General features: G+C 62.6%; 17 protein-coding genes. 5 read left to right on the top strand and 12 right to left on the bottom strand.

What is annotated here, in order from left to right; all coding sequences use genetic code 11:
* Positions 1–7: 7 nt before the first annotated feature.
* The 6 genes from CXQ82_RS03295 to pbpC form a co-directional block, all read right to left on the bottom strand.
* Entirely contained in the window at positions 8–1,954 is a 1,947-nt protein-coding gene (locus CXQ82_RS03295) for a pilus assembly protein TadG-related protein (protein ID WP_101266113.1), read from the bottom strand.
* Positions 1,955–2,039: 85 nt separating this feature from the next.
* Complete coding sequence (locus CXQ82_RS03290) at positions 2,040–2,597, bottom strand: DUF4136 domain-containing protein (RefSeq protein ID WP_101266111.1); 558 nt, start codon at positions 2,595–2,597, stop codon at positions 2,040–2,042.
* 45 nt (positions 2,598–2,642) lie between these two features.
* On the bottom strand, positions 2,643–3,245 hold the full coding sequence (locus CXQ82_RS03285; RefSeq protein ID WP_101266109.1) for a DUF4136 domain-containing protein: 603 nt from the start codon (positions 3,243–3,245) through the stop codon (positions 2,643–2,645).
* 24 nt (positions 3,246–3,269) lie between these two features.
* Positions 3,270–4,019 (bottom strand): methyltransferase, encoded by a 750-nt coding sequence (locus CXQ82_RS03280; RefSeq protein ID WP_101266107.1) that lies wholly within the window; start codon positions 4,017–4,019, stop codon positions 3,270–3,272.
* The gene (locus CXQ82_RS03275; RefSeq protein WP_003188211.1) at positions 4,012–4,320 is read right to left on the bottom strand and encodes a MazG-like family protein; all 309 of its coding nucleotides are present in this window, start codon (positions 4,318–4,320) and stop codon (positions 4,012–4,014) included. Before CXQ82_RS03275 ends, CXQ82_RS03280 begins: the two co-directional genes overlap by 8 nt.
* Before the next feature lie 149 nt (positions 4,321–4,469).
* Positions 4,470–6,782 carry a peptidoglycan glycosyltransferase PbpC gene (pbpC, locus tag CXQ82_RS03270; protein WP_101266105.1) on the bottom strand — a complete coding sequence of 771 codons (2,313 nt, stop codon included), beginning with the start codon at positions 6,780–6,782 and terminating at the stop codon, positions 4,470–4,472.
* Between the two features lie 212 nt (positions 6,783–6,994).
* Here pbpC and CXQ82_RS03265 point away from each other — a divergent pair, with 212 nt between their 5' ends.
* Entirely contained in the window at positions 6,995–7,288 is a 294-nt protein-coding gene (locus CXQ82_RS03265; protein ID WP_101266103.1) for a hypothetical protein, read from the top strand.
* Positions 7,289–7,355: 67 nt separating this feature from the next.
* Here CXQ82_RS03265 and CXQ82_RS03260 read toward each other — a convergent pair whose 3' ends face one another.
* Positions 7,356–12,251: an alpha-2-macroglobulin gene (locus tag CXQ82_RS03260; RefSeq protein ID WP_101266101.1), complete on the bottom strand. Its 4,896-nt coding sequence runs from the start codon at positions 12,249–12,251 to the stop codon at positions 7,356–7,358.
* Between the two features lie 251 nt (positions 12,252–12,502).
* Between CXQ82_RS03260 and CXQ82_RS03255 the strand changes: the two genes are divergently transcribed.
* Positions 12,503–13,846: an MATE family efflux transporter gene (locus CXQ82_RS03255; RefSeq protein WP_101266099.1), complete on the top strand. Its 1,344-nt coding sequence runs from the start codon at positions 12,503–12,505 to the stop codon at positions 13,844–13,846.
* A gap of 112 nt (positions 13,847–13,958) precedes the next feature.
* On the top strand, positions 13,959–15,449 hold the full coding sequence (locus tag CXQ82_RS03250; RefSeq protein WP_101266097.1) for a M91 family zinc metallopeptidase: 1,491 nt from the start codon (positions 13,959–13,961) through the stop codon (positions 15,447–15,449).
* Here CXQ82_RS03250 and CXQ82_RS03245 read toward each other — a convergent pair.
* From CXQ82_RS03245 to CXQ82_RS03225, 5 genes are all read right to left on the bottom strand, one after another.
* The gene (locus tag CXQ82_RS03245; RefSeq protein WP_101266095.1) at positions 15,446–16,309 is read right to left on the bottom strand and encodes an alpha/beta hydrolase; all 864 of its coding nucleotides are present in this window, start codon (positions 16,307–16,309) and stop codon (positions 15,446–15,448) included. The two genes, CXQ82_RS03250 and CXQ82_RS03245, sit on opposite strands and share 4 nt — an antisense overlap.
* Positions 16,310–16,465: 156 nt before the next feature.
* Entirely contained in the window at positions 16,466–18,379 is a 1,914-nt protein-coding gene (gene speA / locus CXQ82_RS03240; protein ID WP_101266093.1) for an arginine decarboxylase, read from the bottom strand.
* A 142-nt stretch (positions 18,380–18,521) separates the two neighbouring features.
* Positions 18,522–18,893 (bottom strand): translation initiation factor Sui1, encoded by a 372-nt coding sequence (locus CXQ82_RS03235; protein WP_101266091.1) that lies wholly within the window; start codon positions 18,891–18,893, stop codon positions 18,522–18,524.
* Between the two features lie 183 nt (positions 18,894–19,076).
* Complete coding sequence (locus CXQ82_RS03230; protein ID WP_101266089.1) at positions 19,077–19,613, bottom strand: NUDIX hydrolase; 537 nt, start codon at positions 19,611–19,613, stop codon at positions 19,077–19,079.
* A gap of 2 nt (positions 19,614–19,615) precedes the next feature.
* On the bottom strand, positions 19,616–20,683 hold the full coding sequence (locus CXQ82_RS03225; protein ID WP_101266088.1) for a DUF2333 family protein: 1,068 nt from the start codon (positions 20,681–20,683) through the stop codon (positions 19,616–19,618).
* Positions 20,684–20,982: 299 nt separating this feature from the next.
* Here CXQ82_RS03225 and CXQ82_RS03220 point away from each other — a divergent pair, with 299 nt between their 5' ends.
* Together CXQ82_RS03220 and CXQ82_RS03215 are read left to right on the top strand one after the other, a co-directional pair.
* On the top strand, positions 20,983–22,653 hold the full coding sequence (locus CXQ82_RS03220; RefSeq protein WP_101266086.1) for a PleD family two-component system response regulator: 1,671 nt from the start codon (positions 20,983–20,985) through the stop codon (positions 22,651–22,653).
* 53 nt (positions 22,654–22,706) lie between these two features.
* Positions 22,707–24,668, top strand: coding sequence for a methyl-accepting chemotaxis protein (locus tag CXQ82_RS03215; protein ID WP_101266084.1), 1,962 nt, complete (start codon positions 22,707–22,709; stop codon positions 24,666–24,668).
* The last annotated feature ends 108 nt before the right edge of the window (positions 24,669–24,776 follow it).

The raw sequence follows: 24,776 nt of genomic DNA, 5'->3' as shown, positions 1-24,776 counted from the left end.
CACTGCTTCAAATTACCAAGTAAGCGCGGCCCAGATGGCAGCTGAGGTTGGCACCGACTTCGGCGTTACCCGCGCTGATGCCCAGGGCTTTGAGCAGCGTATTGACGATCGGGTCGAGTATCGGCGACAGCACGTTCTGCACCAGGCTGGTCACCGAGTTGATCACCGTCGTTAATGCGGTTGTAACGGTGGCTGTCGGGCTATTGGGCGTGCTGCCGGTAGGTGGCACATAGGTGACCTGCAAGCCGCTCAGGGTCGCCCCCAGGCTGTTGATCACGTTGGCGGTGGCGGGTGGGCTTTTGTAGATCGTGGTCGCGTTGATGTCATTCACCGGTGCAAACAGCAACGTACTGGTTTGCGCGCCCACGGTGGACAACGCTTTGAGGTTCAAGCCGCCGCCGACACCGGCGGTGCGCGGGCCACACACCAGCGTCAGCAGGCAAAATTTCTGGCCAAAGTCGATCAGCCGCACCGGCTGCACATTGACCGCCGCAGACGACGAAAACACCGTGGCCGGGTCCACATAGCCGACGCCCAAGGTAGCGATTGAGGTCGTGGTGCTGACCGTCAACGACTTGCTGGCAGGCGTGGCGCAATTGAAATCGGTGACATGGGCTTGCGCGCTGCCCGCCTCGATATAAATGGAAAGTGAGGTGGTGATATCGACGTCAGTGACATTGCACCCCACTACACACAAAACACCGTTTACCACATCGAGAAGATTCAAATTCAGCAAGCCGCTGACCACCTTCGACACCGGCGTCGCCAGCCCGGTCAGTATCGACCCGACTCCCGACACCAGCTTGAGCCCCGGGGCCTGCACAATCACCAGGGTTCTGACTTGCGCGGTGCGCACAAAAATCTGATTGGTCGGCGGGTTGTTGGCCAGCCCGGCCTTGGCCAACGCAGGGTTGCCGAACGCCGAGAGCTGCGGTGGCTCGATGACTTTGGTCTGGATCGACACGCTGCCCAGGATCGGCACATTCACCTGGGTGGCCACACTGACGCCGCTCTTGCCGTTGGACAGCTGTGCAACCGTCTCGAGCAATTGAAACAGCTGCACGCCAGTGTTCAGCGCCGCCGTCGGCGTACCCGTCGCGACATTCAGCAGGCTGCCCACCGTGAGCACTTTGGTATTGGGCGCAATGGCCTTGATGGTCAGTACGTCATTGACCACCGCCTGCACTGCCGAACCATTCTTTTGCAGCAGCGTCACCGCCGCATCGATCAGGTCGGTGGCCGACGCGGCGGTGTTCAACAGCGTGGTGTAGTCACCCGCCGTCACGTTCAATTTGATCGCCAACTGGTCCAGGTAGCCGAGCAGGTTCACATTGGTTTGCAGGATGCCATTCCAGCCGGCCGCCGTGATCGACAGGTTGCCGCCAAGCAAACTGCCGATGGCGAAGTTCAGTGCGGGAGACTGGCTGGAATCGACCGTCAGCAGGCTGCTGCGAATGGTCAACTGCGCCACCGGCGGCGCGTAGGCGGCCACGGCGGTGGCGCTCAACAGGGTTTGCGTGGCAACCGGCGCGCCGCTGAACATGTTCCAGATACCACTGATAACACTGGTGACCACGCTGCGCGTTGCGACGACCCGGACCGCATCGTTTTTGCTCGGGTCGGGGGTATACACACGGATATTGCTGGCATTGGTCACCAGGCTGCCGCAGGTCACGGTCAGGCCACGGCTGTTGTCGCCGGCGCCTACGGTGAAGCCGTTGCGCGCAGCGTTTTGCAGCGCGTAGTCGTTGGCGGTGGTCGACGGGCTGCACACGCCGCCACGGCTGGCGGCTTCCAATGCCGCAGAGTCGGCGATGGACTGCAATTTGCGCTTTTCCAGGTACAGGCGCCCGCTATCCACTGCCAGCAGCATAAACACCAGGGCAACCGCCAGGGTCGCCGCCGCCATCAAGCCAATTGCACCACGCTGCCTGCAACCAAGTCGGGGAGACATCAGGCACTCCTTAGCGCTTACTCTCCGTAGTTGCTGTGGAGTGTAGACAAGGCTGGAACAAAATGTGCGAGGGGCGGTGTTGGGGTTAGTGTGGGGGGTAGCTGGAGAGGACGCGGCTCACCGTGGTGCGGATGGCCTTGTCGCGATCCTGCGGGTTGGGCGAGCCGGCCAGCATTTGCTCGTCACTGCCGCGCCACACCAGCTTGCCGTCCTTGCCGTCGAGCAGGTCGATCTGGATGGTCGCCACTTTGTAGGTGATGTTACGGGTTTCGTTGTACATCGGCGCACCCCAGTAGCCGTTCCACGGACCGCCCCACGCGCCACCGTAGTTGGTGGTGACTTGCTGCTGGCGGTCTTCGACGATCAGGTAGGCCTGCACATTAAGGTCTGCCTTGGTGCCAGCTGCTGCCGGGCGCAGGCCGCGCTGGTCGAGTTGCTCGCCCACGGCCTGGCGGATGCGCTGTTCGGTGAGGTCACTTTTGATCCGCGGGTCATCCGGGCGGTATTGCAGCGCCGGGTCTTTCCAGGCCCAGCTACGGTAGGCGCCGAAGTCTCGGCTGGCGTCAAAGTCGTGGTTGACCTGCGCGCTTTGGCAACCGCCCAGCAGCACGACAAAAGCGAGCGTAGCGATACGACGAAACATGGTTTTTCTCCAAAGAACAACCTGAGCTTGAAATGAGAATAGCTGTTAACTCGGAGGATAGGCCGTCATTGCCTTTTGCACCGCCTGGCGCAAGGCGTCTCCGCGCTCACTGAGGCTTCCCTGGCTGCCGGTTTCCGCACTGGCACTCCACACCGGCTGGCCAGTGCGGGCATCGAACAAGTTGACGCGAACCACCACCACTTGCACTTCATAGGTGCGCACGATCGGCACCGAGTTGTACATGCCATAGCCGTTGCCATAGCGGTTATAACCGCCGTAACCGTAGCCATAGTCATCCTGGACCTGCTTGAGGCGCTTCTCCAGGCGCACATCGGCACTCACGAACAGGTCCGCAGGGCGGTTGTCGTGCAACGGCCGCAGGCCACGCTGGTCGAGGGCGCCGCTGACCGCCTCGGCCACTTGCGCGGAATCGGCCCAGGCGGTACCCGCCGGTAGCTGGCCATTGCGCCAGGCCCAATTGCGATAGGCACCGTAGTCGCGCGCCGGCGCGGGGTAGGCGCTGGCGTCAAACGTGTTGGCTGCCTGCGCCGGGGCCGGTGGCATGGGGGCCGAAGCGGCGACATAGGGATTAGGGCTGGAGCAAGCGCTCAGCCCAAGGGCTAACAGGATCAAACAGAGACGACGCATTTCGACCTCCGCAGACTGGGCCGCTTAAACCGGACGGCAGATCCAGTGCAAATAACGCCCAAGTCCGGCAAAGCTTGGGTGACGACGGTGAGCGAGTTCCATCTCCAACAAATCCTGCACATTGGCTCGGGCCTGGAATTCCACCGGCATATAGTCGTGAAAAACCCGTACGCCACTTGTGCTTTCGACCTGCCAAAGCCCTTCTAGTTGCGCCGCCAATTCTCGTGGGTCGAGCGGCTGCTGGGGAGTAAGGCTCTGCTTCTCGCCGGCCATGTCGTTCTTGCGCATTTTGCGGAAATGGCCTTTGAGCAGGTTGCGATAAATCAGCGCATCACGGTTGTAGAACGCCAGCGACAACCAGCCGCCCGGCACCGTGAGCTGGTGCAGCACCGGCAGGATCGCATGGGGCTCGGCCAGCCACTCCAGCACGGCGTGGCACAGCACCAGGTCGTAGGGTTCGGTGAGTTGGCCGAGCAGGTCTTGCCAGGGCGCGTGGATAAAGGTCGCAGTCTGCCCAGCGTCGGCGAAACGTTGGCGCGCGCCGTCAAGCATGGGCTCGGCAGGCTCGGCCAGGGTCACCTGATGGCCCTGCTCGGCCAGCCACAACGACATATGCCCCAGCCCCGCGCCGATATCCAGCACGCGCAACGGGCGTTGGGGCAAGGCTTCGGTCAGGTCGGCCTGGAGCACCGCCAGGCGGATGGCACCTTTGGCGCCGCCGTAGATTTTTTCGGCAAAGCGCGTGGCCAATTGGTCGAAATGGCGGTCACTCATGGGCAAACCGCCGTTCGCTGTCGGCCAGTTTGGCGCGCACAACCTCGTTCATGTCCAGGCCCAACTCACTGCACAGCAACAGCAGGTACAGCACGATATCGCCGACTTCCTGCCCGGCATGGGCGAGTTTGTCGGCCGGCAGCTGGCGGGACTGGTCTTCGGTCAGCCATTGGAAGATTTCCACCAGTTCGGCCATTTCGACGCTGGCGGCCATGGCCAGGTTTTTCGGGCTGTGGAACTGCTTCCAGTCGTTGGTATCGCGGATACGATGCAGGCGTTCGGTGAGGTGTTCGAGGTTCATGCGGGGGCTCCTGAAGGTGGGTAGCTTCGGGGGGATTGGGCTTGAAGGCAAGTGAACCTTTAGGGCCTCATCGGGGGCAAGCCCCCTCCCACATTGGATTTGTGATCACCTTCAGAGGTGCGAAGATTCGACTTGCCCCCGATGAGGCCCTAGTCGACGACGCTGAATTCCAGCCTTGCGGTTTGGCCGGCTTCATCGAGGACGCTGAGCTGGTAGCGGCCCAGGCGCTCGAAGCTGGCATTGATAAAGTCCTGGTTGGCGCTGTCGCCCAACGGCGCGCCGTTGAGGAACCACCAGCGCCGACCACTGCCGCCGAGGGCGGATAGTTTCAGCTGCAGGGCTTGCTGGCTGCCCGCTGGCAGGCGCAGTTGGTCGCCTTCGCGGATGCCGACGATCGACAGCGGCGAAGACGCGGCGAGTGCCGGTGGCGGGCAATCCGGGTCGGCCGCCGGGATGCGTGCTTCACGGCGTTCAGCCCTTGGCAGCCAAGGCTCCAGTGGCGCGGGCCACAGGGCAATATTTTTGCCGACGGCACCAGGGCAATGGGCGTCCACGCGCAAACCCTTGGCGTTGACCCAGATGGCTTCCATCAAACCCACACTCAACGGCTGATCGAGCGCCTGCAAGGTCGGCGGCGTGGTGTTATCCAGGGTCCAGGCAAAGCGCTGGCGACGGCAGTTGGGGTCGCTGCGGTTCATCGGCTGGCCCAGCGGCCAACAGATCGCCGCCACGCCGACATTGGCCGGCACCGGGCTGACGGGCGCGCTGATGCCGCGCTGGCTGTCGCGGTTGGTCAGCACATCGTGCACTTGCAACATCAACGGCGCGGCCGAGGCCAGGCCGAACTGCCCCGGCACCGGCGTGCCGTCGGGTCGGCCGATCCATACGCCGATCAGGTAACGCGGCCCCACACCAATCGCCCAGGCATCGCGAAAGCCGTAGCTGGTGCCGGTTTTCCAGGCCAGCACCGGGCGCTGAACCAGCTCGGCGCGGGGGTCGCGGTCCGGGCGCGCCTGGCCACTGAGGATGCGCCGCACAATCCAGGCGGACCCTGGCGACAGTAATGGCCGTTCTCTAAGCGTATCGTCCGGCTGTAATCGAATCGTTGCCGCCCTGCCGTCGCGGGCAAAGGCGCTGTAGCCGCTGACCAGGTCTTCGAGGCGGCTGCCCGCGCCGCCCAGGATCAGCGCCAGGTTGGGCTCGGCCAGCGCCGGCAGCGCCAATGGCACCCCGCCGATGCGCATCTGCGCGGCAAAGCGCTTGGGCCCGTAGGCCTCCAACAATTGCACGGCCGGCAGGTTCAATGAACTGGACAGCGCCGTGCTCGCCGGTACCGCGCCGGTAAACCCCATGGAGAAGTTGCCCGGCCGATAATCGCCATAGCGACGCGGCACGTCCTGCAACAGCGATTCGGAATGTATCAAGCCATCGTCCAGGGCCATGCCATAGAGGAAGGGTTTCAGGGTGGAGCCGGGCGAACGCAGCGCGCTGATCATGTCCACGTGGCCAAAACGCTTGGCATCGTTGATATCCACCGACCCCAGATAGGCGCGCACCGCCATGCTCTCTTCTTCCACCACTAGAATGGCGGCGGAGGTGTGCTCCGGCAGGCGCGCGCGCCAGCCCAGCAGCAGGTCTTCCAGGCGGCGTTGCAGGGTGGCGTCCAGCGTGGTGCGGATCAGCGGCGGGCTGTCCGGGCGGTTCAGGCGGCGCGCGAGCAAAGGCGCCAGGCTGGGTTCCAGGCGCGGGGCCAGCAGCAACGGTTCTTCGAGGGCTTCATCCACCGCCGACTGCGGCCATACCTGGAATTCACCCAGGCGGCGCAGCACCTTGTCCCGCGCAGCCTGGGCGCGTTGCGGGTGGCGGTCGGGGCGCAGGCGACTCGGCGCCTGGGGTAATACTGCAAGCAGGGCGGCCTCGGCGTGGGTCAACTGTGCCGGGGACTTGCCCAGGTAAGCCCAACTGGCGGCCGCCACGCCCTGCAAGGTGCCGCCAAACGGCGCGCGATTCAGGTACAGGTTGAGGATCTGTTCTTTGGACAGGTGCCACTCCAACTGCGCCGTGCGCCACAGCTGGCGCAGTTTGCCGTGGAAGGTGCGCGAATGCGGGTCGAGCAACCGCGCCACCTGCATCGACAAGGTGCTGCCGCCGGACACCACCCGCGCGCCCGTGAGGTTCTGCCACGTCGCCCGCGCCAATGCCAGCGGGTTTACGCCAGGGTGCTGGTAGAACCAGCGGTCTTCATAGGTGAGCAATGCGTCCAGGTAATACGGCGACACTTCGCTGGTTTGCACCGGGTAGCGCCACACCCCGTTGGCATCGGCAAACCGCCATAACGGCGTGCCATCCTCGGCCAGTACCACCCGCGCCAGGTCGTCCTCTGGCAGGGGCAACGGCCAGAAGCGATCGGCCAGCCACAGCAGGGCAATCACCAGCAACACACTTGCCAAGGTCCAACGCAATAACTGTGGGAGGGGGCTTGCCCCCGATGGCAGTGGGTCAGTTGCCAAAGCGTTCACAGGCATACCGCCATCGGGGGCAAGCCCCCTCCCACATCAAACCGAGTCATTAATACAAAACTCAAACGGGCAAACCTCTATGCTGGTAGGGAACTAGCCTGTCGCAATTACAACCAAAGGCACAGATACGCCCACCTCTTACTCAGGACACACACATGCAGGTAGAAAGCTTTTTCGAATGGCTGGGCCAGGCGCTGGGCTCCATCATCCGCTTTATCGTCGACGGCCTCAGCGGGTTGTTCGGTGCCTTGACCAACGCCGGCGGCAACTTTGTCGAAGGCCTGTCCCGCACCTTGGGCATGGACACGTCGATCATCAGCATCATCACCCTGATCGTCGGCCTGCTGTTCCTGTACTCGGCCGTGCGCGCGTTTATGCGCGCGTCGATCGTCTTTGGGATTATCTGGTTGATGCTCGGCCTGTGGCTCCTGAGCTGGGTAGTCCACTAACGCCAAAAATCCTCTGTGGGAGGGGGCTTGCCTCCTCCCACATCTGCCCCTATTTCAAATTAGGCTATCAGCGGCCCTTGATCACCAGATCCGCCGGAGTCTCCCCCACCGCCTGCCAGTTCGGCCGGTACATCGACTCCACCTGCGGCGGCGGCACTCGATACGTCCCCGGTGTCACGGCACGCGCCAGGTACAGCAGGTGCGTAGTCCCCGAACCGTCCAGATTCATCGCCGCGACATAGCGGTCATCCCTGAACTCCTGATGCTTGAGGGTCGAGTTCTGCATCGCCTCACGCCACTCCTTCACTTGGCTGCTGGCGTTTTCCAGGCTGGCGGCGCTTTGCGCCAGGTTCTGGTTTTCCAGCTCCAGGCCCGCCGGTAGCAAGTCCACCACCAGGGCGTCGGGCACACGCTGCTTGGCGCTCACGGCCAGATGCACCAACACCAGGTCGCCACTGTTGAGGCTGCGCAGGTTCAACGGCTGGCCGTTCATGCCCAGGTACTCACGGCGGATGCTCAGGTTGTCGCCCCCCGCTGCCGGCGGCACCTGTGGATAACCGGAAATGCTCAACTGCTGGTACACCGGTGTATCCCCCTGATTGCTCAAGGCCAGGTCGCTGGACAGCTGCTTACCCTCCAGTGCCAGGGTCGATTGCTGGTTATTCAACTCATGCACACCGCCGCTGCCGGTCAGCGACACCTGCCAGTTGGCCTCGGGCTTAGCGAACCCCAGGCGCCCGGCCAGGAACAACGAATTACGCTCCTGGGTCGACAGGTACGGGCTGGCCGCCAATTGATCCGACAGCGCGAACAAACGCTCCTCGCGCTTGCCCTTGGCCAGGTCATTTTCTTCAAGCAGGGCCAGAATCATCGCCTGGTCGCGCAATGGGCTGCCGTAATCGGCCAGCCATTCATTGGCATTGCGTTGCGCCGCCAACCCGGCGAGCAAGGCCTGATCGGCGCGCGGCTGGTCACCCATCTTCTGCAGCGCGATGGCCAACTGCACCAATGGCAAGCCAGAGCGCGCCTCGCTGCGCCGCTCAAAAATACTGCGCAACGCGCCCAACGGTGCCTGCTGGCTGCGCGCCAGCACCATGCCCGCGTAGGCTTGCACGGCAAAGCGGGTGTGGTCGGCGTTGTCGCTGTAGTCGACTTCGATCAGGTTGCGCTCCTGCACGTAACGCAGCAGGCGCTCGCTGGCTTTTTTCAAGGCTTCAGGCGGCACGGCAAACCCTTGGTCACGGGCCCGCAGCAGGAAGTCGGTGACATACGCGGTCAGCCAATATTCTTCTTCGCCATCGGCGCCCCACAAACCGAAACTGCCATTGTAGCGCTGCATGCCCAGCAGGCGTTCGATGCCCAGCTCGATCTTGCGTTTGCGCTCGGCATCCGGCTCACCCTTGATGCTCAAGCGCTTGAGCAAGGCGTCGTCGGCATACAGCGACGGATACAAGCCGCTGGCCGTCTGCTCCAGGCAACCGTAAGGGTAAGCCTTCAGCGCGCTGATCTGCGCGCCGAGGTTCAGCGGCGGCCGGCTCGACAGGCTCAGCAACGCCTCGCGCCCCGAGGCATCAAACTGGTCCAGCGTGCCAGCAGGCAGGCTCCACGATTCGTTTTTGAGCACCGCGCGGTAATGCTTGAGCAATGCCGGGTACGCCGGGCGCACACCCAAGGTCCATTCGCGACTGAACGGCGGCAGGTTTTCACCCGGCAGGTCGAGGCCGTTCACCATGACCTTGACCTTACCATGCCCCAGGCCACCCCAGGCTTTCACCGGGATATGCAGCGTGGTGCGCTGGCCCTGCTTCAATTCGAAGGTTTGCGCGCCAGTGTTGACCAATTCCAGCTGCCCTTCGGCACTCAGTTGCACATCCAGCTTCTGCGCCTTGCCCGACAGGTTGGACAGGTCCAGCGCCAGGCTGGTCTGGTCGCCACCCGCGAGGAAACGCGGCGCCGACAGCTCGGCGATCAGCGGCGCGGCGATCACGGTCTTGGCTTCGGCCATGCCGTAGCGGTCATCGCTCCAGGCCTGGGCCATCAGGCGCAGCTCACCGTTGAAGTCCGGGATGTTGACGCTGACTTCGCCCTCGCCCTGCTCATTCAAGGTCACCGGCGCGCTTTGCAGGGCGACGATAGTCACGCTGGTGTCCGGGCGCTTGCCGCCCTTGGCCAACGCCGCATCACCGCCGAATGCCAGGCTGGCCAGGCGGCCCTGCCCGGCTTCGATCAACTGGCCATAGATGTCGAACTGGTCGACGCCATAGGCCTTGCGACCGAACAGGCTGGAGTAAGGATCGGGTGTCGGGTATTCGGTGATATTGAGAATGCCCACGTCCACCGCCGCGACTAGCACATGCACCTGCTTGGGCACGCTGCCATCCGCATTCCTGGCGGCGATTTTCACCGTCAGTGGTTGTTTGGGGCGCATTTTTTCCGGCGCAGTGAGGGTCACGCCCAGCTTGCGCTGAGTACGGTCCAGCGGCAGGTGCAGCAGGCCTACGGCACGTTTGGGGGTGATATTGGCTTTGCGCTCGCCGGGGCGAATCACCAGGGCGCTCACGTACAGGTCATGGCGCGACCATTTCGGGTCGAGCTTCACCGCGAAGCTTTTACCCTCGGCCGGCACGTCGATTTCCTGCCACCACAGCGGCCCTTCGGCCGACTCCACCAGCAGGTAGCCTTTACCGGCTGCCGGCGGCGTGACCGTGACGTTGGCGGTATCGCCGTCGCCATACGCGGGTTTGTCCAGCGCCAGCTTGACCTGGTCGGGGCGCACGGCGCCGCCTTCGGTGTTGTCCTGGGCCTGGTAGCCGGCCCAGAAGCGCAGGCTGCTGACCAGCCCGGTCTGCGGGTCTTCGACCTCGACGCGGTAAGGGCCCCACTCCACCTGGAAGCTGACCTTGGCGGTATCACCGGCCTTGATGTTCAAGGTCTGTTCGTCGAGGTTGAGGAATTTTTCGTTGAAATGGTAGCTCCAGCCATCGCTGTCGGAGTAGTTCCAGTAGTAGTCGCGACGCTCGCGCACCAGGCGCACCTTGAGGTTCTGCGCGGCGAGTTTGTGCCCGTCCTGGTTGGCCAGCAGCACTTCGAATTCCGCCGGGCCATCGCCATTGGTTTCCTTGCCATCAAACAACCCGCGCAGGCCCGGCAGTTGCTCGGCCGGCCAGATCGGCTGCACCAGGCGCCGGGTGATCGGCCGGCCGCCCGACTCGTGCAGGCTGGCTTGCACGATCAATTGCAGCGGCGACTTGGCCTCGGCCCATTTGCTTTCCAGGGTCAGGTCTTCCTGGCCCTTGGCATCGAGCACACTTTCGTCCAGCTCGAAATCCTGGCTCAGCTCTTCTTCGGTGACGGAGCCGAACTGATAGCCCGGCAGCGCCTTGACCGCTTCGCGCAGGGGGCGCACATACACCTGGCCGCTGACCCGGTTGCCCGACGCCGGCGCGCCGTAGAGGTAACGCCCGTTAACGTGGATGACCGGGTTGTCGGCCGGGCTCAACGCCGTATCGCTGCCTTTGAGCTCCAGCGCCAGGCGCTCGGGCAGGAAGTCTTCGACAAGGAATTCATACAGCTGCGGCTTGCCATCGCCCAGGTCGAACACCAACTGCCAACGCCCGGTGGGCGCCTCGCTGTTCAATTGCAGTTGATATTGATAGAGGCCGGACGCATCGGCATCCCAGACAAACTTGCGGCTCACCTGCTCGTCCGGGCGGCGCACTTCGACGCTGACCGGCTGCGGCTTGACGGCATTGCCATCCTTGTCGCGCAGCAGCGCATTGAGCAGCACGGTTTCGCCGGGGCGATACAGGTCGCGTGGGCCGAACACAAAGAACTGCAACGGGTGCGAAGGCTGACCGCCGATATCGAACTCGGCCAGGTCCAGCGCGGCGCTGTCCAGGCGCAGCAGGCTGGTCTGCTCGCCTGTCTTGGCCAGCAGCACCTGGGCCTTTTTCGGCAGTGGCAGCTCGGCATGCCCACCCTTCTCAGTCTTGCCCTGGCCCAGCACGCGGCCATCGGCATCCAGCACTTCAAGGTCGACGCCGTCCAGCGCCTTGCCACCTTCGAGGGCCTGGGTAAACACGTCCAGGCGATTGGCGTAGCGGTGCACCGACAGGCCTATATCACTCAAGGTGAACAGCGTGGCCGGTTGCGAATAATTGTAAGTGCCCGAGGCGCGCATCACCGCCAGGTAGACGCCCGGTTGCTGCAATTGCTTGAGGCCAGCGATCGGCAGCAACAGGGTTTCGCGGGTATTGCGCGCCGGGTTGAGGTCGAAGCGGCCACCGTAGACCAGGTCGGCCAACGGCAGCAGCTCGCGGGATTCATAACTTTGCAGGCTGGTGTTGCGGCCCCATTGCGCGAGGAACGACGGCAGGGATTCGGGCTTGATGCGGAAGAATTCGACGTCGATCTTGTCGACGTTCAGCGCGATCACCGGCAGGCCCTCGGCCAGGCGCGTCGGCAGCAAGGTGCCGCGGCTAGCGAAGCCGACGGTGGCTTGCAGGTCACGGGTTTCCAGGCGGGCGCTGTACTCGGCGGCGAGTGTGTTGGCGTTGACCGCCTTGACCCCGGCATCCACCGTCAGCACCAGCTTGCGCTGCGGCTCCAGGTGGCGCAGGCGCAATTCCATCAGGTTATCGGACAGCTCCCACGCGCCATCGACCTTGCCCGACTTGCTGTCCACCAGGCGCAGCTTGTCGGCGAACTTCTGCTCCGGGTCCAGCGGGATGGAAAAGCTCACCGACAAGGTACTGGCGCCGTCCAGTTGCACCTCGGACACGTCCACCACACTCAACTCACGCCCGGCATAACGCTGCTTGAGCGCCGCCACATCCACTGCCGCCTTGGCCGGTTTGGGGGCCACCGCTACCGTTGGCGCAGGCGGTGCTGCCGGTTTGTCGGAGGAATCGCAGGCGCTCAGCAGGGCCAGCGCGCAAGCCAGGATCAGTCCTTTGTTCAGCATGGGGCACTCGTAGTGAGAGGGGTCCGAGGGGTGAACTATATATCAGCGCCGCACAAGCCGATGTGGCGCTGGTCACATTGACCGACGGAGGGTGGGTTGGTTCTGAGGCACTCTCAGGCCCAAGACAAATCCCACAAACAATGAAGATCAAAATGTCGGAGGGACAAGTCGAATCGTCGCACAGCCCCTCCACATTGGTCCTGCATCCTCCTGGAGGCCCAGTTACAATGCCGCTCCCCCAAGGAGCCCGCATGCCTACCCTGCTCACCGACTGGCGCCACCGCCCGACCCACCGCCGCGTCTGGGCCCTGGCCGCGCCGATGATCCTGTCGAATATCTCGGTGCCGCTGGTGGCGTTGGTCGACAGCATGGTCATCGGCCACCTGCCCCATGCCCATCAACTCGGGGCCGTGGCCGTTGGCGCGAGCCTCTACACCTTCCTCGCCTGGGCCATGGGCTTTCTGCGCATGGGCTCCACCGGGTTCGCCGCCCAGGCCGCCGGGCGTGGGGATGGCGCGGCGCTGAGGCAGATACTGCTGCAAGGTTTGCTGCTGGCACTCGGCCTGGCGATGGTGCTGGGCACTGTCGGCATTCCCTTCAGCCATCTGGCGCTGGAATGGATGCAGCCCTCGCCCGAGCTGAACCAACTGACCCAGGATTTCTTCCACACCCGCCTGTTTGGCCTGCCCGCCGCGCTGGCCAGTTATGCATTGGTCGGCTGGTTCCTGGGAACCCAAAACGCTCGGGCGCCGCTGGCGATTTTGCTCACCACCAACCTGGTCAACATCGCGTTGAACCTGTGGTTCGTCCTCGGCCTGGACTGGGGCGTGGTCGGCTCCGCCCGCGCCTCGGTGATCGCCGAATGGACCGGCGCCTTGCTTGGCCTGGCCATGACGCAAAAAGCCCTGCGCGCCTACCCCGGGCATATCGCCTGGGGCGCGTTGAAATTATGGCAAAGCTGGCGCCCGCTGCTGGCGGTCAATCGCGACATCTTCATCCGCAGCCTCGCGTTGCAATCGGTGTTTTTCATGATCACGGTGCAAGGCGCGCGCCTCGGCGATGCCACCGTCGCGGCCAACGCGCTGCTGCTCAACGGCCTGCTGCTGACCGCCCACGCGTTGGACGGCCTGGCCCATGCGGTCGAAGCCCTGTGCGGCCACGCCATCGGAGCCCACGACCGCCCCGCCTTGCGCCGCTCGCTGGTGGTGGCCGGCGGTTGGTCGCTGATCGCCAGCGTCGGGTTTGCCCTGCTGTTCAGCGTCGCCGGCCATCTGTTCATTGCCATGCAAACCGATATCCCCAGCGTGCGCGAAACCGCCGACCTGTACCTGCCGTACCTGGCGCTGTTGCCGTTGATTGCGGTGTGGAGTTACTTGCTGGACGGCCTGTTTATCGGCGCCACCCGCGCGCGGGAGATGCGCAACGGGATGTTGCTGACCGTGCTGCTCACGCTGCCGTTCGCCTGGGCCTTGCAGGGGCTGGGCAACCATGGGCTGTGGCTGACGTTCCTGCTGTTTATGGCGTTACGCAGTGTGACCCTGTGGGCCATTTCTTGGCGCCTCGCTAAACAGGACGCTTGGCTCAGCGCCCCCTGATAGCACTTGCCGGGCATCAGGTTACAAAGTTATTGGGCTTTATGGAGAAACCGGAACCACACAGCGCCTGTGCCTCTGTGGTTTAACTCAATCCTCATAAAGTGACGTATCAATGAACATTCTTGCGATGCCATCAATCTATCCCGTCTTTACTCCCCCCAGCGCTGCCGACGTACCGGATGGCGCGCAACATCGATCAACGTTAGTTGATGATGGAACTACCAAGATTCAACATCTTTCAACCTATGTAACCGATCAGCAAGGCAAGCGCTCCCTTGATGTCAGCCGAGTCCTGATCACTACAACCGACAAGGCTGACAACGTAAAGATCAGCGTAGGCGCAAACCACCAGCTCAACGCGCGTATCAACGGCAAAGACTACAAACTCCCACTGACTGCCAACAATGACTCGCACGCGCTGACAATAAAAACCGAGGGAGGCAATGACCGCATCAGCGTCGACAAGCACGTCAACATTGAGACACACATACACAGTGGCGACGGTGATGACTATATCGCTGCAAATGGGCGCTCCGGTAGCGTGAACGCAGGCAAGGGTAACGATTACCTTCGCCTGGGCACCGGCCATATGGTCGCCTTTGGCGGTGATGGCGACGACGTAATGATCGCAGGCAGCGGCAACGCCGTACTGTCGGGCGGCAAAGGCAACGACAAGTTATATGCCGACTACTTCTCCCAGAAAACCAATCTGCGTCAGGTTTACCTCAATGGCGACCAAGGTAATGACGAACTCTACGGCGGGTCTGGTAAAACGGTTCTGAGTGGCGGGCTCGGCAACGATAAGCTCGTGGGATATCGCCAGACCACTATCTATACCGGTGCGGGCGCAGACACGGTCTATTCCTACGACACTAAGGATCAGATCTACGCCAAGAAAACCGATTCGGTTCACAGCCTGGCACAGGTAAAACCGAAACACGTCGAATACACCGACGCAGGCAAAACAGGCTTCACGATAAAGGGGCCTGAACCATTCGTTGAACAGGTAGAGAACTACCTTGAACATCTCAGGGGGTCGCCGGCCGGCCAGCGAATGCTTCAGGAAATGGACCGTTTGGCCGAAAAAAATCGAAACTCCGTCACCATAATCCCCGCTGCCTTCATCGGGAGAAACTCCTATCGTTTTGGAAACGAGTTTAGAAATAACATCAGCGACGACGACTATGATCAGTACAAAGACCGGCCTGAGCTTGGTTACATAAAAGACGGCGCACCCGGCTCTGTAGCGACCCACGCGGAAATAGAATTTCACCCCGATTATTTTGAGAAACTCTTTTCAATCTCTCCGCTACTTGCCCTCTACCATGAGATGAGCCATGCCTATAACGGCGCCACCGGTACAAATATTCCGGGGGAAGGCCCCGTTTTCAGTACGGCAGAAGGCCCAACGACCGTTGAAAACAACGAATATCAGGCGGTAGGGCTTACCACCGGGGGGCAGCCCTTCGACTTCGATAACGACCCACTGACGCCGCCGACAGACACCAACCCCTCCCCCTTCAACGAAAATGCCTTGCGTAAAGAGATGGGCGTGCCACTGCGTGACCGTTATCACCTGGACGAACCCTCACGCCTCGTTTAAGCGTCCGGGGTGGAGTTGATAAAGGCCGTGACCCGCTCCAGCACCGGCGCCAGCCAGCGTAGTGGCTTGGACATGGCCGCCACCAGGGTCTGGTGGTTGGTCTTGGTGAAGTAAAACGTTTCTACCGGCACGCCGGCTTCTCGCAGCTTGTTGGCCAGCCCACCGGTATTGCGCGTGGGGTTGACCAAGTTGTCATCGGTCGAGGCGATCAGCAGGCTGGGCGGCGCGTCGTGGCTGACGTGGTTGATCGGCTGCGACTCCGGCGGTGAGTCGGGGAAGAAAAACACCGGTTTCACGTCCGGGTTTTCAATCGGCAGGAAGTCGTACGGCCCGGCCAGGCCGATCCAGCCCTTGAGCATCGACGGCGCCTGGCCCACAGCGTTCAGCCAACGCGCATCCAGCGCCAGCATCGAGGCGTTGTACGCGCCGGAGCTGTGGCCCATCACATAGAGCTGCTTGGGGTCGGCGCCGTAGTCGGCGATGTGCTGATAGGTCCAGGCTACCGCGTGGGCGCCATCCTGGAGAAACGCGGGGTAACGCACCTGCGGGTAAAGCCGGTAGTCGGCGATCACCACCACGATGCCACGTGAGGCCAGGGCTTCGCCGACAAAACCGTAGTCATCCTTGGAACCGCTGTTCCAACTGCCGCCGTAGAAAAACACCACCACAGGCGCGTTTTGCGAGGCGCTGACGGGGCGGTAGATATCGAGTTTCTGGCGAGGGTCGTCGCCGTAGGCGATGGCGGCGGTTTTGGTGAAGGTGTTTGAAGGGGTGAGGGCGTTGAGGACTTTGATTGGGGAGCAGGCTGCAAGCAATGCAGCCAATGCCAGGGTGATCGCTTGCAGGTATTTGCTCGACATTTTCCGTCCCCCATAAAGAAGGTATTACCAAACACAAATCCAAATGTGGGAGCGGGCTTGCTCGCGAAAGCAGTGCGTCAGTTAACACCGGTGTCACTGATGTACCGCTTTCGCGAGCAAGCCCGCTCCCACATTTTAGATCTCTGTCAGCCGGTATTACGAGGACAGGTAGGACGAACGCGTCAGACCCAAACGCAACGCATCCAGGAACTGCGTACGCTCCGACGCAGAGATCTTCGCGCTCGCACACTTGTCACGGTAGTGCGTCATCAACTCCTCGGGCGACAAGTGCACATAGCGCAGCATGTCTTCGATGGTGTCGTGGGTCTCGATACCGGCGCTGTACACCGAACCGTCTTCGCGCTGGTAGATGTTCACCGAGTCGGTGTCACCGAACAGGTTGTGCATATCGCCCAGGATCTCTTGATACGCGCCGACCAGGAAGATCCCCAGCAGGTAGTCTTCCCCTTCGTTCAGGGCATGCACCGGCAGGCTGGTCTCGATGCTCTGCTCGTCGACGTACTGCTTGATCTTGCCATCGGAGTCGCAGGTCAGATCCTGCAATACCGCGCGGCGCAGCGGCTCTTCGTCGAGGCGGTGCAGCGGCAGGATCGGCAGTACCTGGCCGATGGCCCAGGTGTCCGGCAGGCTCTGGAATACCGAGAAGTTGCAGATGTACTTGTCGGCCAGCTTGTCGTTGAGCTCGTCCAGCACTTGGCGGTGCGAACGCTGGCGGGCCTTCAACGAGTTGTGCAGGCGGCGGCACACGGCGAAGTAGCACTGTTCGGCCAGGGCTTTTTCGGCCAGGGTCAGCTTGCCATCGGCGTACTGGGTGGCCACGTCGCTCATGTAGTGGGTGGCGCGCCAGTAAGTTTCGGTGACCATCTCGATGTCGGTCGGGCCAAGCAGGTCCACCAGCCATTGCACGGTTTCCGGCAGGCTTTCCTTGTTTTCGATCAGCGGGATTTCGTCGTTGTGTTTCTCGACGTCGGTGACCTGCACCACCAGCATGGCGTGGTGGGCGGTCAGGGAACGGCCGCTCTCAGAGAAGATGTTCGGGTGCGGCAGGCTCTGCGCGTCGCAGAATTCCTTGAGCATGCCCACGACCACGCCGGCGTAGTCGTCCATGTCGTAGTTGATCGAGCTGGCGTTGCGCGAGTGGGTACCGTCGTAGTCCACGCCCAGGCCGCCGCCGACGTCGATGTGGTCCACCGGCAGGCCGAGGTTGCGCAGTTCGCCGTAGTAACGAATGGCTTCCTTGAACCCGTGCTGGTAGTCGGCCAGGTTGGCGATCTGCGAGCCCATGTGGAAGTGCAGCAGGCGGATGCCCTGGTCCAGGCCCGCCGCGCGGAAGCGCTCGACCACCGACAGCAACTGCGCCGCCGACAAACCGAACTTGGACTTCTCGCCGCCGGTGTCCGCCCATTTCGACGAAGCCAGGGACGACAGGCGCACGCGCAGGCCAACCTGCGGCTTGACCTTGAGGCTCGCCGCCTCTTCGATCACCAGCTCAACCTCGGATTCTTTCTCGATCACGATGAACACATTGTGGCCGAGCTTCTGGCCCATCAGCGCGAGGCGGATGAACTCACGGTCCTTGTAACCGTTGCAAACGATGGTGCCGCCCTTCGGCGCCAGGGCCAGCACGGCCAACAGCTCCGGCTTGGAGCCGGCTTCCAGGCCAATGGACACGTTCTGGGTGGCAATGATGTTTTCGATCACCGCTTCCTGCTGGTTCACCTTGATCGGGTACAGCGCGGTGTACTTGCTCTGGTATTCCAGGCGTTCGATGTTCGAATCGAAGGCACCGGTCAGCTGGCGCACGCGGTCTTGCAGGATGTCGGGGAAGCGCACCAGCAATGGCAGCGACAGGCCGCTTTTGCGCAACTCGTCGACTTGCTCGTAGAGGTCGACCGGCGTGCTGTTCGGGCCGTTCGGACGGACTTCTACGCGACCGGCTTCATTGATCGCGAAATACCCGGCCCCCCAATGGCGAATCCCGTAAACACTGCGGCTGTCCGCAACTGTCCATTGGCTGCCATCATCTTTGCGTGTGCGTCGTACGGACATCGAAGTCCCCTATAAATGAAGGCGAAGGCGCCACCTCAAGCGGAGGCTGGCGCAGTCTAAAGAATGAAAATGACGATTTGCCTGTAAAGGAGGTAGACCCCACTCGCAGGACAGAGTTTAGCCACAGGTTGGGAAGAGGCTTTCAGCCGCCGGACTTCTTGGCCTTGTACCCGAGCTTGATCAGCTCGGCCAAGAGCAACTCGACGTGCTCGCCCTGGATTTCGATGACCCCGTCTTTCAACGCGCCACCGGTGCCACAGCGTTTTTTCAGCGTGGTGGCCAGTTCCTTCAGGGCATCTTCGGCCAACGGCACGCCGGTGATGGTGGTCACCGTCTTGCCGCCACGGCCTTTGCTCTCGCGTCGCACGCGGGCAATACCGTCGCCTTCAGGGATCAGGGTGTGTTTGCAGGTACACGAACCCACGGGCTGACGACAGTCCGGGCAGTGTCGACCTGCATCGGTGGAGAATACCAGGCCACCAAGGGCGGCGAAGGATGCGGCTTTTTTGGCCACCGGCAATCCTCTTGGGAGGACAAAGACTGATCGGTCTGCGCCAAGGCGTTTAACCGACCGCGAAGCCCCACTCAGGCAGGGGCAGCGCTACCGGGCCGCCAAGGCGTTCCGGGTGAAAAGTCGCGCAGTGTAACGGCAAAAAGCCGACTTGCTAAGAGTCAAATCGCGCCAATTTATGCAACTTTAGCGACGCAGGGCCAGATAGCGCCGCAAGCCCTCTTGGGCGTCCGGGCAGTAAGGCTTTTGTTGCGCCTCCTGCAGCACACTTTCAATCGGTAAAAAGCGCGCCTCCATGACCTCTTCGGGCTGCAGGCGCAGGGGCCCGTCCCAAGTCGCGGAGTAGGACCGGCACCAGAGCCGGCTGTCGCCATCTTCGAAGTAGAAATGGTCGTGCTCGATCAATTCCACCCCGCCGACACCCAGTTCTTCTTCCAGCTCACGGGCTGCCGACACGGCATACGACTCCCCCGCCGCGACCATCCCACCCGCCGCCGTATCCCAGAACCCGGGATACATGGCTTTGCTCAGGGTGCGCCGATGCACACACAGCTCGCCGCTGGAGTTGAACAGGAAGATAAAGGTGCAGCGGCCGATCAGGCCGCGCTGGCGCAGGTCGGACCTGACCAGGTGGCCGAGCAGGTTGTCCTGCTCGTCGACCCAGCAGATCAGTTCGGCATCAGAGGCCGCACGGTGCGCGGCCTCCTTTTGAGTCGCGTCCATCATCAACCCTGGTTGAGGAGCTGACGCAAGTCGATCACTGCAGCGTTGGCCCGGGAAATGTAGTTGGCCATCACCAGCGAGTGGTTCGCCAGCACGCCGAAGCCACTGCCATTCAGGATCATTGGGCTCCAGACGGGCTCCTGCGAAGCCTCCAGCTCACGAATGATCTGGCGCACGCTGACGGTGGCGTTCTTTTTCGCCAGCACATCGGCAAAGTCGACCTCGATGGCGCGCAGCAAGTGCGACAAGGCCCACGCCTGGCCACGGGCTTCGTAGAACACGTTGTCGATCTGCATCCATGGGGTTTCCACCACTTCTTCATCGACCTGCGGCACTTCGCCCGGCGCCAGGGCTTCGGTTTTCAATGCGGTGTTCAGTTTCACCCGGCCGACGCTGGCCGACAGGCGTTGCGACAGCGAGCCCAGGCGAGTGGCGACATCGCCCAGCCAGTTGTTGAGGTTGTCGGCACGCGCATAAAACAGCGCACCGCGCTGGTTCGGGTCGGACAGACGCGCTTCGTAGCGGCTCAGGGAGTTGATGCCCTCCTGGTACTCCGACTCACTGGACGGCAGCACCCAGCTCTTGTTGTCGAAGTTGAAGCGCGGCTCGGCCTTGGCCAAATCCGCATCTTCGGCCGACTGCGACTGGGAGCGGGCGAAGTCTTTACGCAGGGCACGGGTCAGGTCGCGCACCTGCACCAGCACGCCGTATTCCCAGCTCGGCATGTTGTCCATCCACAGGCCTGGCGGGAAGCGGTCGTTGGAAATGTAGCCACCAGGCTTGTTGAGCAAGGTGCCGACCACGGTCTTGAGGGTTTCGACGGTGGTGAAGCCCACCACCATCTGCTTGCCTTCTTTTTCGGCGGCGATCTGCGCATTTTGCTGGACCGGGAACAGCGCCGGCTCTTCGCTCCAGTACCAGCCCAGGGCGCCGGTGACCAACAGGTACAGGCCGAGCACACTGAGCAAGGCCCGGCTCATCAGCAGAGTACGCAAATAGCTGCGGTTGGCCGACTTCGGCTCAGGCGCGGGGCCTTTGGCACTGCCTGCACGGTTTTTCCAGTCCAGCATGGCGATATCCTTTCAATCACTTGAGTTCATGCACTTGAATTGATGGCGTGCGTTCAAACACTCCGACCACAACCCTACCCCATCGTGCCCGCCCATGCGGGGCTTTTCACCAAACTGGCGCACGTGAGGCTTTCGACTATAAAGGATGCACGTTTTTTACGCTGCGCGACCATCGAGTCAGTAACTGAATATCAGGGGCACGCAGTTTATTGATGTATGACACTCATCCACTTCCAAAGAGGTGCTAGCATAGAGCCATCAGTTCGACCTCAGCATGCACCCTAACTAGTAGTCAGGATATGACCGAGCCAGAAGACCCCAGCCGTGAGCGTCTCAAGCAACATTTTGCCCAGCGGGTAATTCATCAGGCACGTCAAATTCTTGAGATCTGGCAGCGCCTGCAACGTACCGAATGGTCCGGCGCCGACCTCTCCGAACTCAGCGAAGCCAACTTGCGCCTGCTGCGTTTCGCCGAGCGTTTCGAACAGCCGGAGCACGGCCAACTGGCCCAGCACATCCGCGAATCCCTCAAGGCGGTGGACGAAAACCGCGGCCGCCTGAGCAGCCAGCTGATCACCGAACTCAACCGCCTGATGCAGCGCCTGTCCCGCACCGGCCTGCGCCAGGGCGACCAGCTGGAACAAACCTTCCTGCCGCCGATGCGCAAGCCGATCTACGTAATGCTGGCCGACCACGAGCGGGCCGAGCGCCTGGCCAAGCAGCTGGAGTTCTTTGGCATGAGCGCCCAGTCCCTGGACAGCGTGGCGGCTTTCCATGCATCGATGGCCGAGCGCCTGCCTTCGGCAATTGTGATGGACGTGGATTTCTGCGGTGCCGGCCTCGGCCTCAAGCTCGCCGCGCAAGCCCAGGAAGGCCTGGAACAAAAGCTGCCGCTGCTGTTTTTCAGCCTGCTGGAAACCGACACCCCAACCCGCCTGGCCGCCGTGCGCGCTGGTGGCCAGGAGTTCCTCACCGGTACTTTGGAAGCCTCCAGCCTGCTGGAAAAGATCGAAGTGTTGACCTGCGTCGCCCAGTACGAACCGTACAAAGTACTGATCATCGACGACTCGCGGGCCCAGGCGCTGCACACCGAACGCCTGCTCAACAGCGCCGGCATCGTCACGCGCACCTTGATCGAACCGATCCAGGCCATGGCCGAGCTGGCGGACTTCCAGCCCGACCTGATCATCCTCGACATGTATATGCCAGCCTGTACCGGTACCGAACTGGCCAAGGTCATTCGCCACAATGACCGCTACGTCAGCGTGCCGATCATCTACCTGTCGGCCGAAGACGACCTGGACAAGCAACTGGACGCCATGAGCGAAGGCGGCGACGACTTCCTGACCAAACCGATCAAGCCCCGCCACCTGATCACAACCGTGCGCAACCGCGCGGCGCGGGCGCGCAACCTCAAGGCGCGGATGGTGCGCGACAGCCTGACCGGCCTGTACAACCACACCCACATTCTGCAATTGCTCGAAGACTGCAGCTTCCGCGCGCGTCGCGAAAACAAGCCGCTGAGTTTTGCCATGCTGGATATCGACCACTTCAAGCGGGTCAACGACAGCCACGGCCACCCTATGGGCGACCGCGTGATCAAGAGCCTCGCGCTGTTTCTCAAGCAGCGCCTGCGCAAGACCGACTATATCGGGCGCTACGGCGGCGAAGAATTCGCCATCGTGATGCCCGATACCGACCTGGAGTCGGCGTGCAAGGTGCTGGATGAAATTCGCGGGCGCTTCGCCGAAATCCACTACCCGGCCCAGCCGCAGGATTTGTGGTGCACCTTCAGTGCCGGGCTGGTGGAGCTGTGCGACGGCTCCGACAGCCTGATGATGGCCGCCCAGGCCGACGAGGCGCTGTACCGCGCCAAGAACGCCGGACGCAACCGGGTGCAAGCTGCGCGCACCTCAAAGCAAAGTGCCACCTTTTCACCGGAATCCACTGATTCCGTCATAACCTTGTAACGAAAACGCAATAACTTCAGGCACTTATCTTTTGCCGTCGGTTGAAACCACGCATGCGCCTGAAGCTGCTGACCAATCTCAACACCCTTCTTCTGGTGGCCGTGTGCCTGGCGCTGGGGGCGACGCTCTGGTGGTCGCAACGCGCGCTGGAGCGGCCGTATTTGCTGATGGAGCGCTACCTGGGTCTGTCGCAAACCTTCCAGAACCAGGCTGCGCGCAATATCGACGACTACCTGGCCACCGGCGATGCGCTGCGCTTGAGCAGCGCCAGCCAGAGCCTCGAAAGCCTGCTGCAGCACCTCGACGAATTGCCCGCCGACCTCGCGCAAAGCCTGCGCCCCAGCCTGGCGGACCTGGACACCTTCAGCAAGACCGACCTGCTTGCTGCCGGCAAACTGGCTGGCGACCCCCAAGCCTTGCTGCTGCAAGCCGAGCGCGAACTGGGCGCTAACCTGGAGCAATTGAGCCAGTACGCCCTCGGCGTCAGCTCGCCGGACGCCGCGCGCTACCTGCCGCCGCTGCTGGCCGCTGCGCAGCACCTGGGCAAGTTGTCGCTGGCCCGTGACAAGCTGGTGAGCAGCGGCCGCGCCGAGCTGGCCGCTGATGTGGAGCGTGAAGTCGCCAATATCCGCACGCAGGCGGATGTGCTGGAGGCGCTGCCGTTGCTCGGCGTCAAAGCCAGCGCCGAATCGAATACCGACGATTTTTCCGCGCTGATGGGCCTGGAAAACACCGAAAAAACCGAAGCCCAGGACACCGGCGTCGACCTCAAGCGCGAACTCAACAGCCTGCTCACCCGCTACCCCGCCGAACTCAAGCGCACCCGCGAGCAGATCCAGCAACGTGCCGACCTGGGCAACGCCACCCGCCTGAAAATCAACGCCGTGCAGCAGGCCATCGCCGGCCTTGAGCCCGTGGTGCGCGCGCAACACGGCAAGATCCAGGGCGAAGTGCGCCTGATGCAAGGCGTGATGATTGGCCTGATCCTGCTGATCGCCCTGCTGATCGACACCCTGCAGCGCAAACTGGCGCGGGTGCTGACCAACCTGGCACCGGCCCTGTCGACCTGGGCCGAAGGTGACTTCAGCCAGCCCATCGCCCTGGGCAAGACCAACCGCGAACTGCACGACATCGAAGCCTCGCTGAACCGCCTGCGCGCCTATCTGGTGGACCTGGTGGGCACCATTCGCGGGAATGCCGAAGAGGTTGCCGGCAGCAGCCGCGCCCTCGCCGAATTGAGCAGCGGCCTGCACGATGGCGCCGAACGCCAGGCCGGGGACACCGCGCAGATCCGCGACTCCCTCGGCGAACTGGAAGCGACCATCCAGCAAGTGGCCGGCGACGCCAGCCAGGCTGCCGGTGCCAGCCGCAGCGCGGGCCAGGCGGTGGAGCAAGGCCAGCGCGTGATCGGCTTGAGCCTGACCGGCCTGCACGCCCTGGTAGGTGAAGTGCAGCAAAATGCGCAGATGATCGAAAAACTCGCCGAGGAATCCGCCACCATCGGCGGCGTGCTCACGGTGATTCGTTCGATTGCCGACCAGACCAACCTGCTGGCACTCAACGCGGCGATTGAAGCCGCCCGCGCTGGCGAGGCCGGGCGTGGCTTTGCCGTGGTCGCCGACGAAGTGCGCTCGCTGGCGCAACGCACAGCCGGCGCCACCGCCGAAATCCAGACCCTGATCGCCGGCCTGCAAAGCGCCGCGCACCAGTCGGTGCAAGGCATGCGCGCGCAGGTCGAACACGCCGAAGCCACTGCCCAACAGGCCCAGGCGGCCGACGGCGCGCTGGATGAAATCGTCGGCGCAATCCAGACCATTTCCGACACCGCCGTGCGGATTGCCGATGTGACGGCGCAGCAAAGTGGCGCCGTGAGTGAGATTCGCGACAACAGCGAGCGGATTCATCGGCTGGGTGAGGATAATCTGCTGCGTATTGGCCAGGGGCGCAGCCAGGGCGAGCACCTGCTGGTGCTGGGTGGGCAGCTCAATACCGCGGTGCAGGCCTTCCGGGTTTGAGCCCATCTCCTGCCATGTGGAGAGCAAAATGTGGGAGGGGGCTTGCCCCCGATAGCGGTGGACCGGTTACAGATACTGAGACTGACACACTGCTATCGGGGGCAAGCC

The sequence above is a fragment of the Pseudomonas sp. S09G 359 genome (assembly GCF_002843605.1).
GTDB lineage: Bacteria > Pseudomonadota > Gammaproteobacteria > Pseudomonadales > Pseudomonadaceae > Aquipseudomonas.
The sequence above is the reverse complement of the archived record's forward strand: the minus strand, read 5'-3'. Positions and strand labels throughout refer to the sequence as shown.

Coding starts and splice junctions, on each gene's coding strand:
- CXQ82_RS03230 (WP_101266089.1), bottom strand. CDS start 19,613: ATGGACGCGACTCAAAAGGAGGCCGCGCACCGTGCGGCCTCTGATGCC.
- CXQ82_RS03275 (WP_003188211.1), bottom strand. CDS start 4,320: ATGAACCTCGAACACCTCACCGAACGCCTGCATCGTATCCGCGATACC.
- CXQ82_RS03225 (WP_101266088.1), bottom strand. CDS start 20,683: ATGCTGGACTGGAAAAACCGTGCAGGCAGTGCCAAAGGCCCCGCGCCT.
- CXQ82_RS03260 (WP_101266101.1), bottom strand. CDS start 12,251: ATGCTGAACAAAGGACTGATCCTGGCTTGCGCGCTGGCCCTGCTGAGC.
- CXQ82_RS03245 (WP_101266095.1), bottom strand. CDS start 16,309: ATGTCGAGCAAATACCTGCAAGCGATCACCCTGGCATTGGCTGCATTG.
- CXQ82_RS03295 (WP_101266113.1), bottom strand. CDS start 1,954: ATGTCTCCCCGACTTGGTTGCAGGCAGCGTGGTGCAATTGGCTTGATG.
- CXQ82_RS03290 (WP_101266111.1), bottom strand. CDS start 2,597: ATGTTTCGTCGTATCGCTACGCTCGCTTTTGTCGTGCTGCTGGGCGGT.
- CXQ82_RS03250 (WP_101266097.1), top strand. CDS start 13,959: ATGAACATTCTTGCGATGCCATCAATCTATCCCGTCTTTACTCCCCCC.
- CXQ82_RS03220 (WP_101266086.1), top strand. CDS start 20,983: ATGACCGAGCCAGAAGACCCCAGCCGTGAGCGTCTCAAGCAACATTTT.
- CXQ82_RS03265 (WP_101266103.1), top strand. CDS start 6,995: ATGCAGGTAGAAAGCTTTTTCGAATGGCTGGGCCAGGCGCTGGGCTCC.
- CXQ82_RS03215 (WP_101266084.1), top strand. CDS start 22,707: ATGCGCCTGAAGCTGCTGACCAATCTCAACACCCTTCTTCTGGTGGCC.
- CXQ82_RS03255 (WP_101266099.1), top strand. CDS start 12,503: ATGCCTACCCTGCTCACCGACTGGCGCCACCGCCCGACCCACCGCCGC.
- CXQ82_RS03280 (WP_101266107.1), bottom strand. CDS start 4,019: ATGAGTGACCGCCATTTCGACCAATTGGCCACGCGCTTTGCCGAAAAA.
- CXQ82_RS03285 (WP_101266109.1), bottom strand. CDS start 3,245: ATGCGTCGTCTCTGTTTGATCCTGTTAGCCCTTGGGCTGAGCGCTTGC.
- speA (WP_101266093.1), bottom strand. CDS start 18,379: ATGTCCGTACGACGCACACGCAAAGATGATGGCAGCCAATGGACAGTT.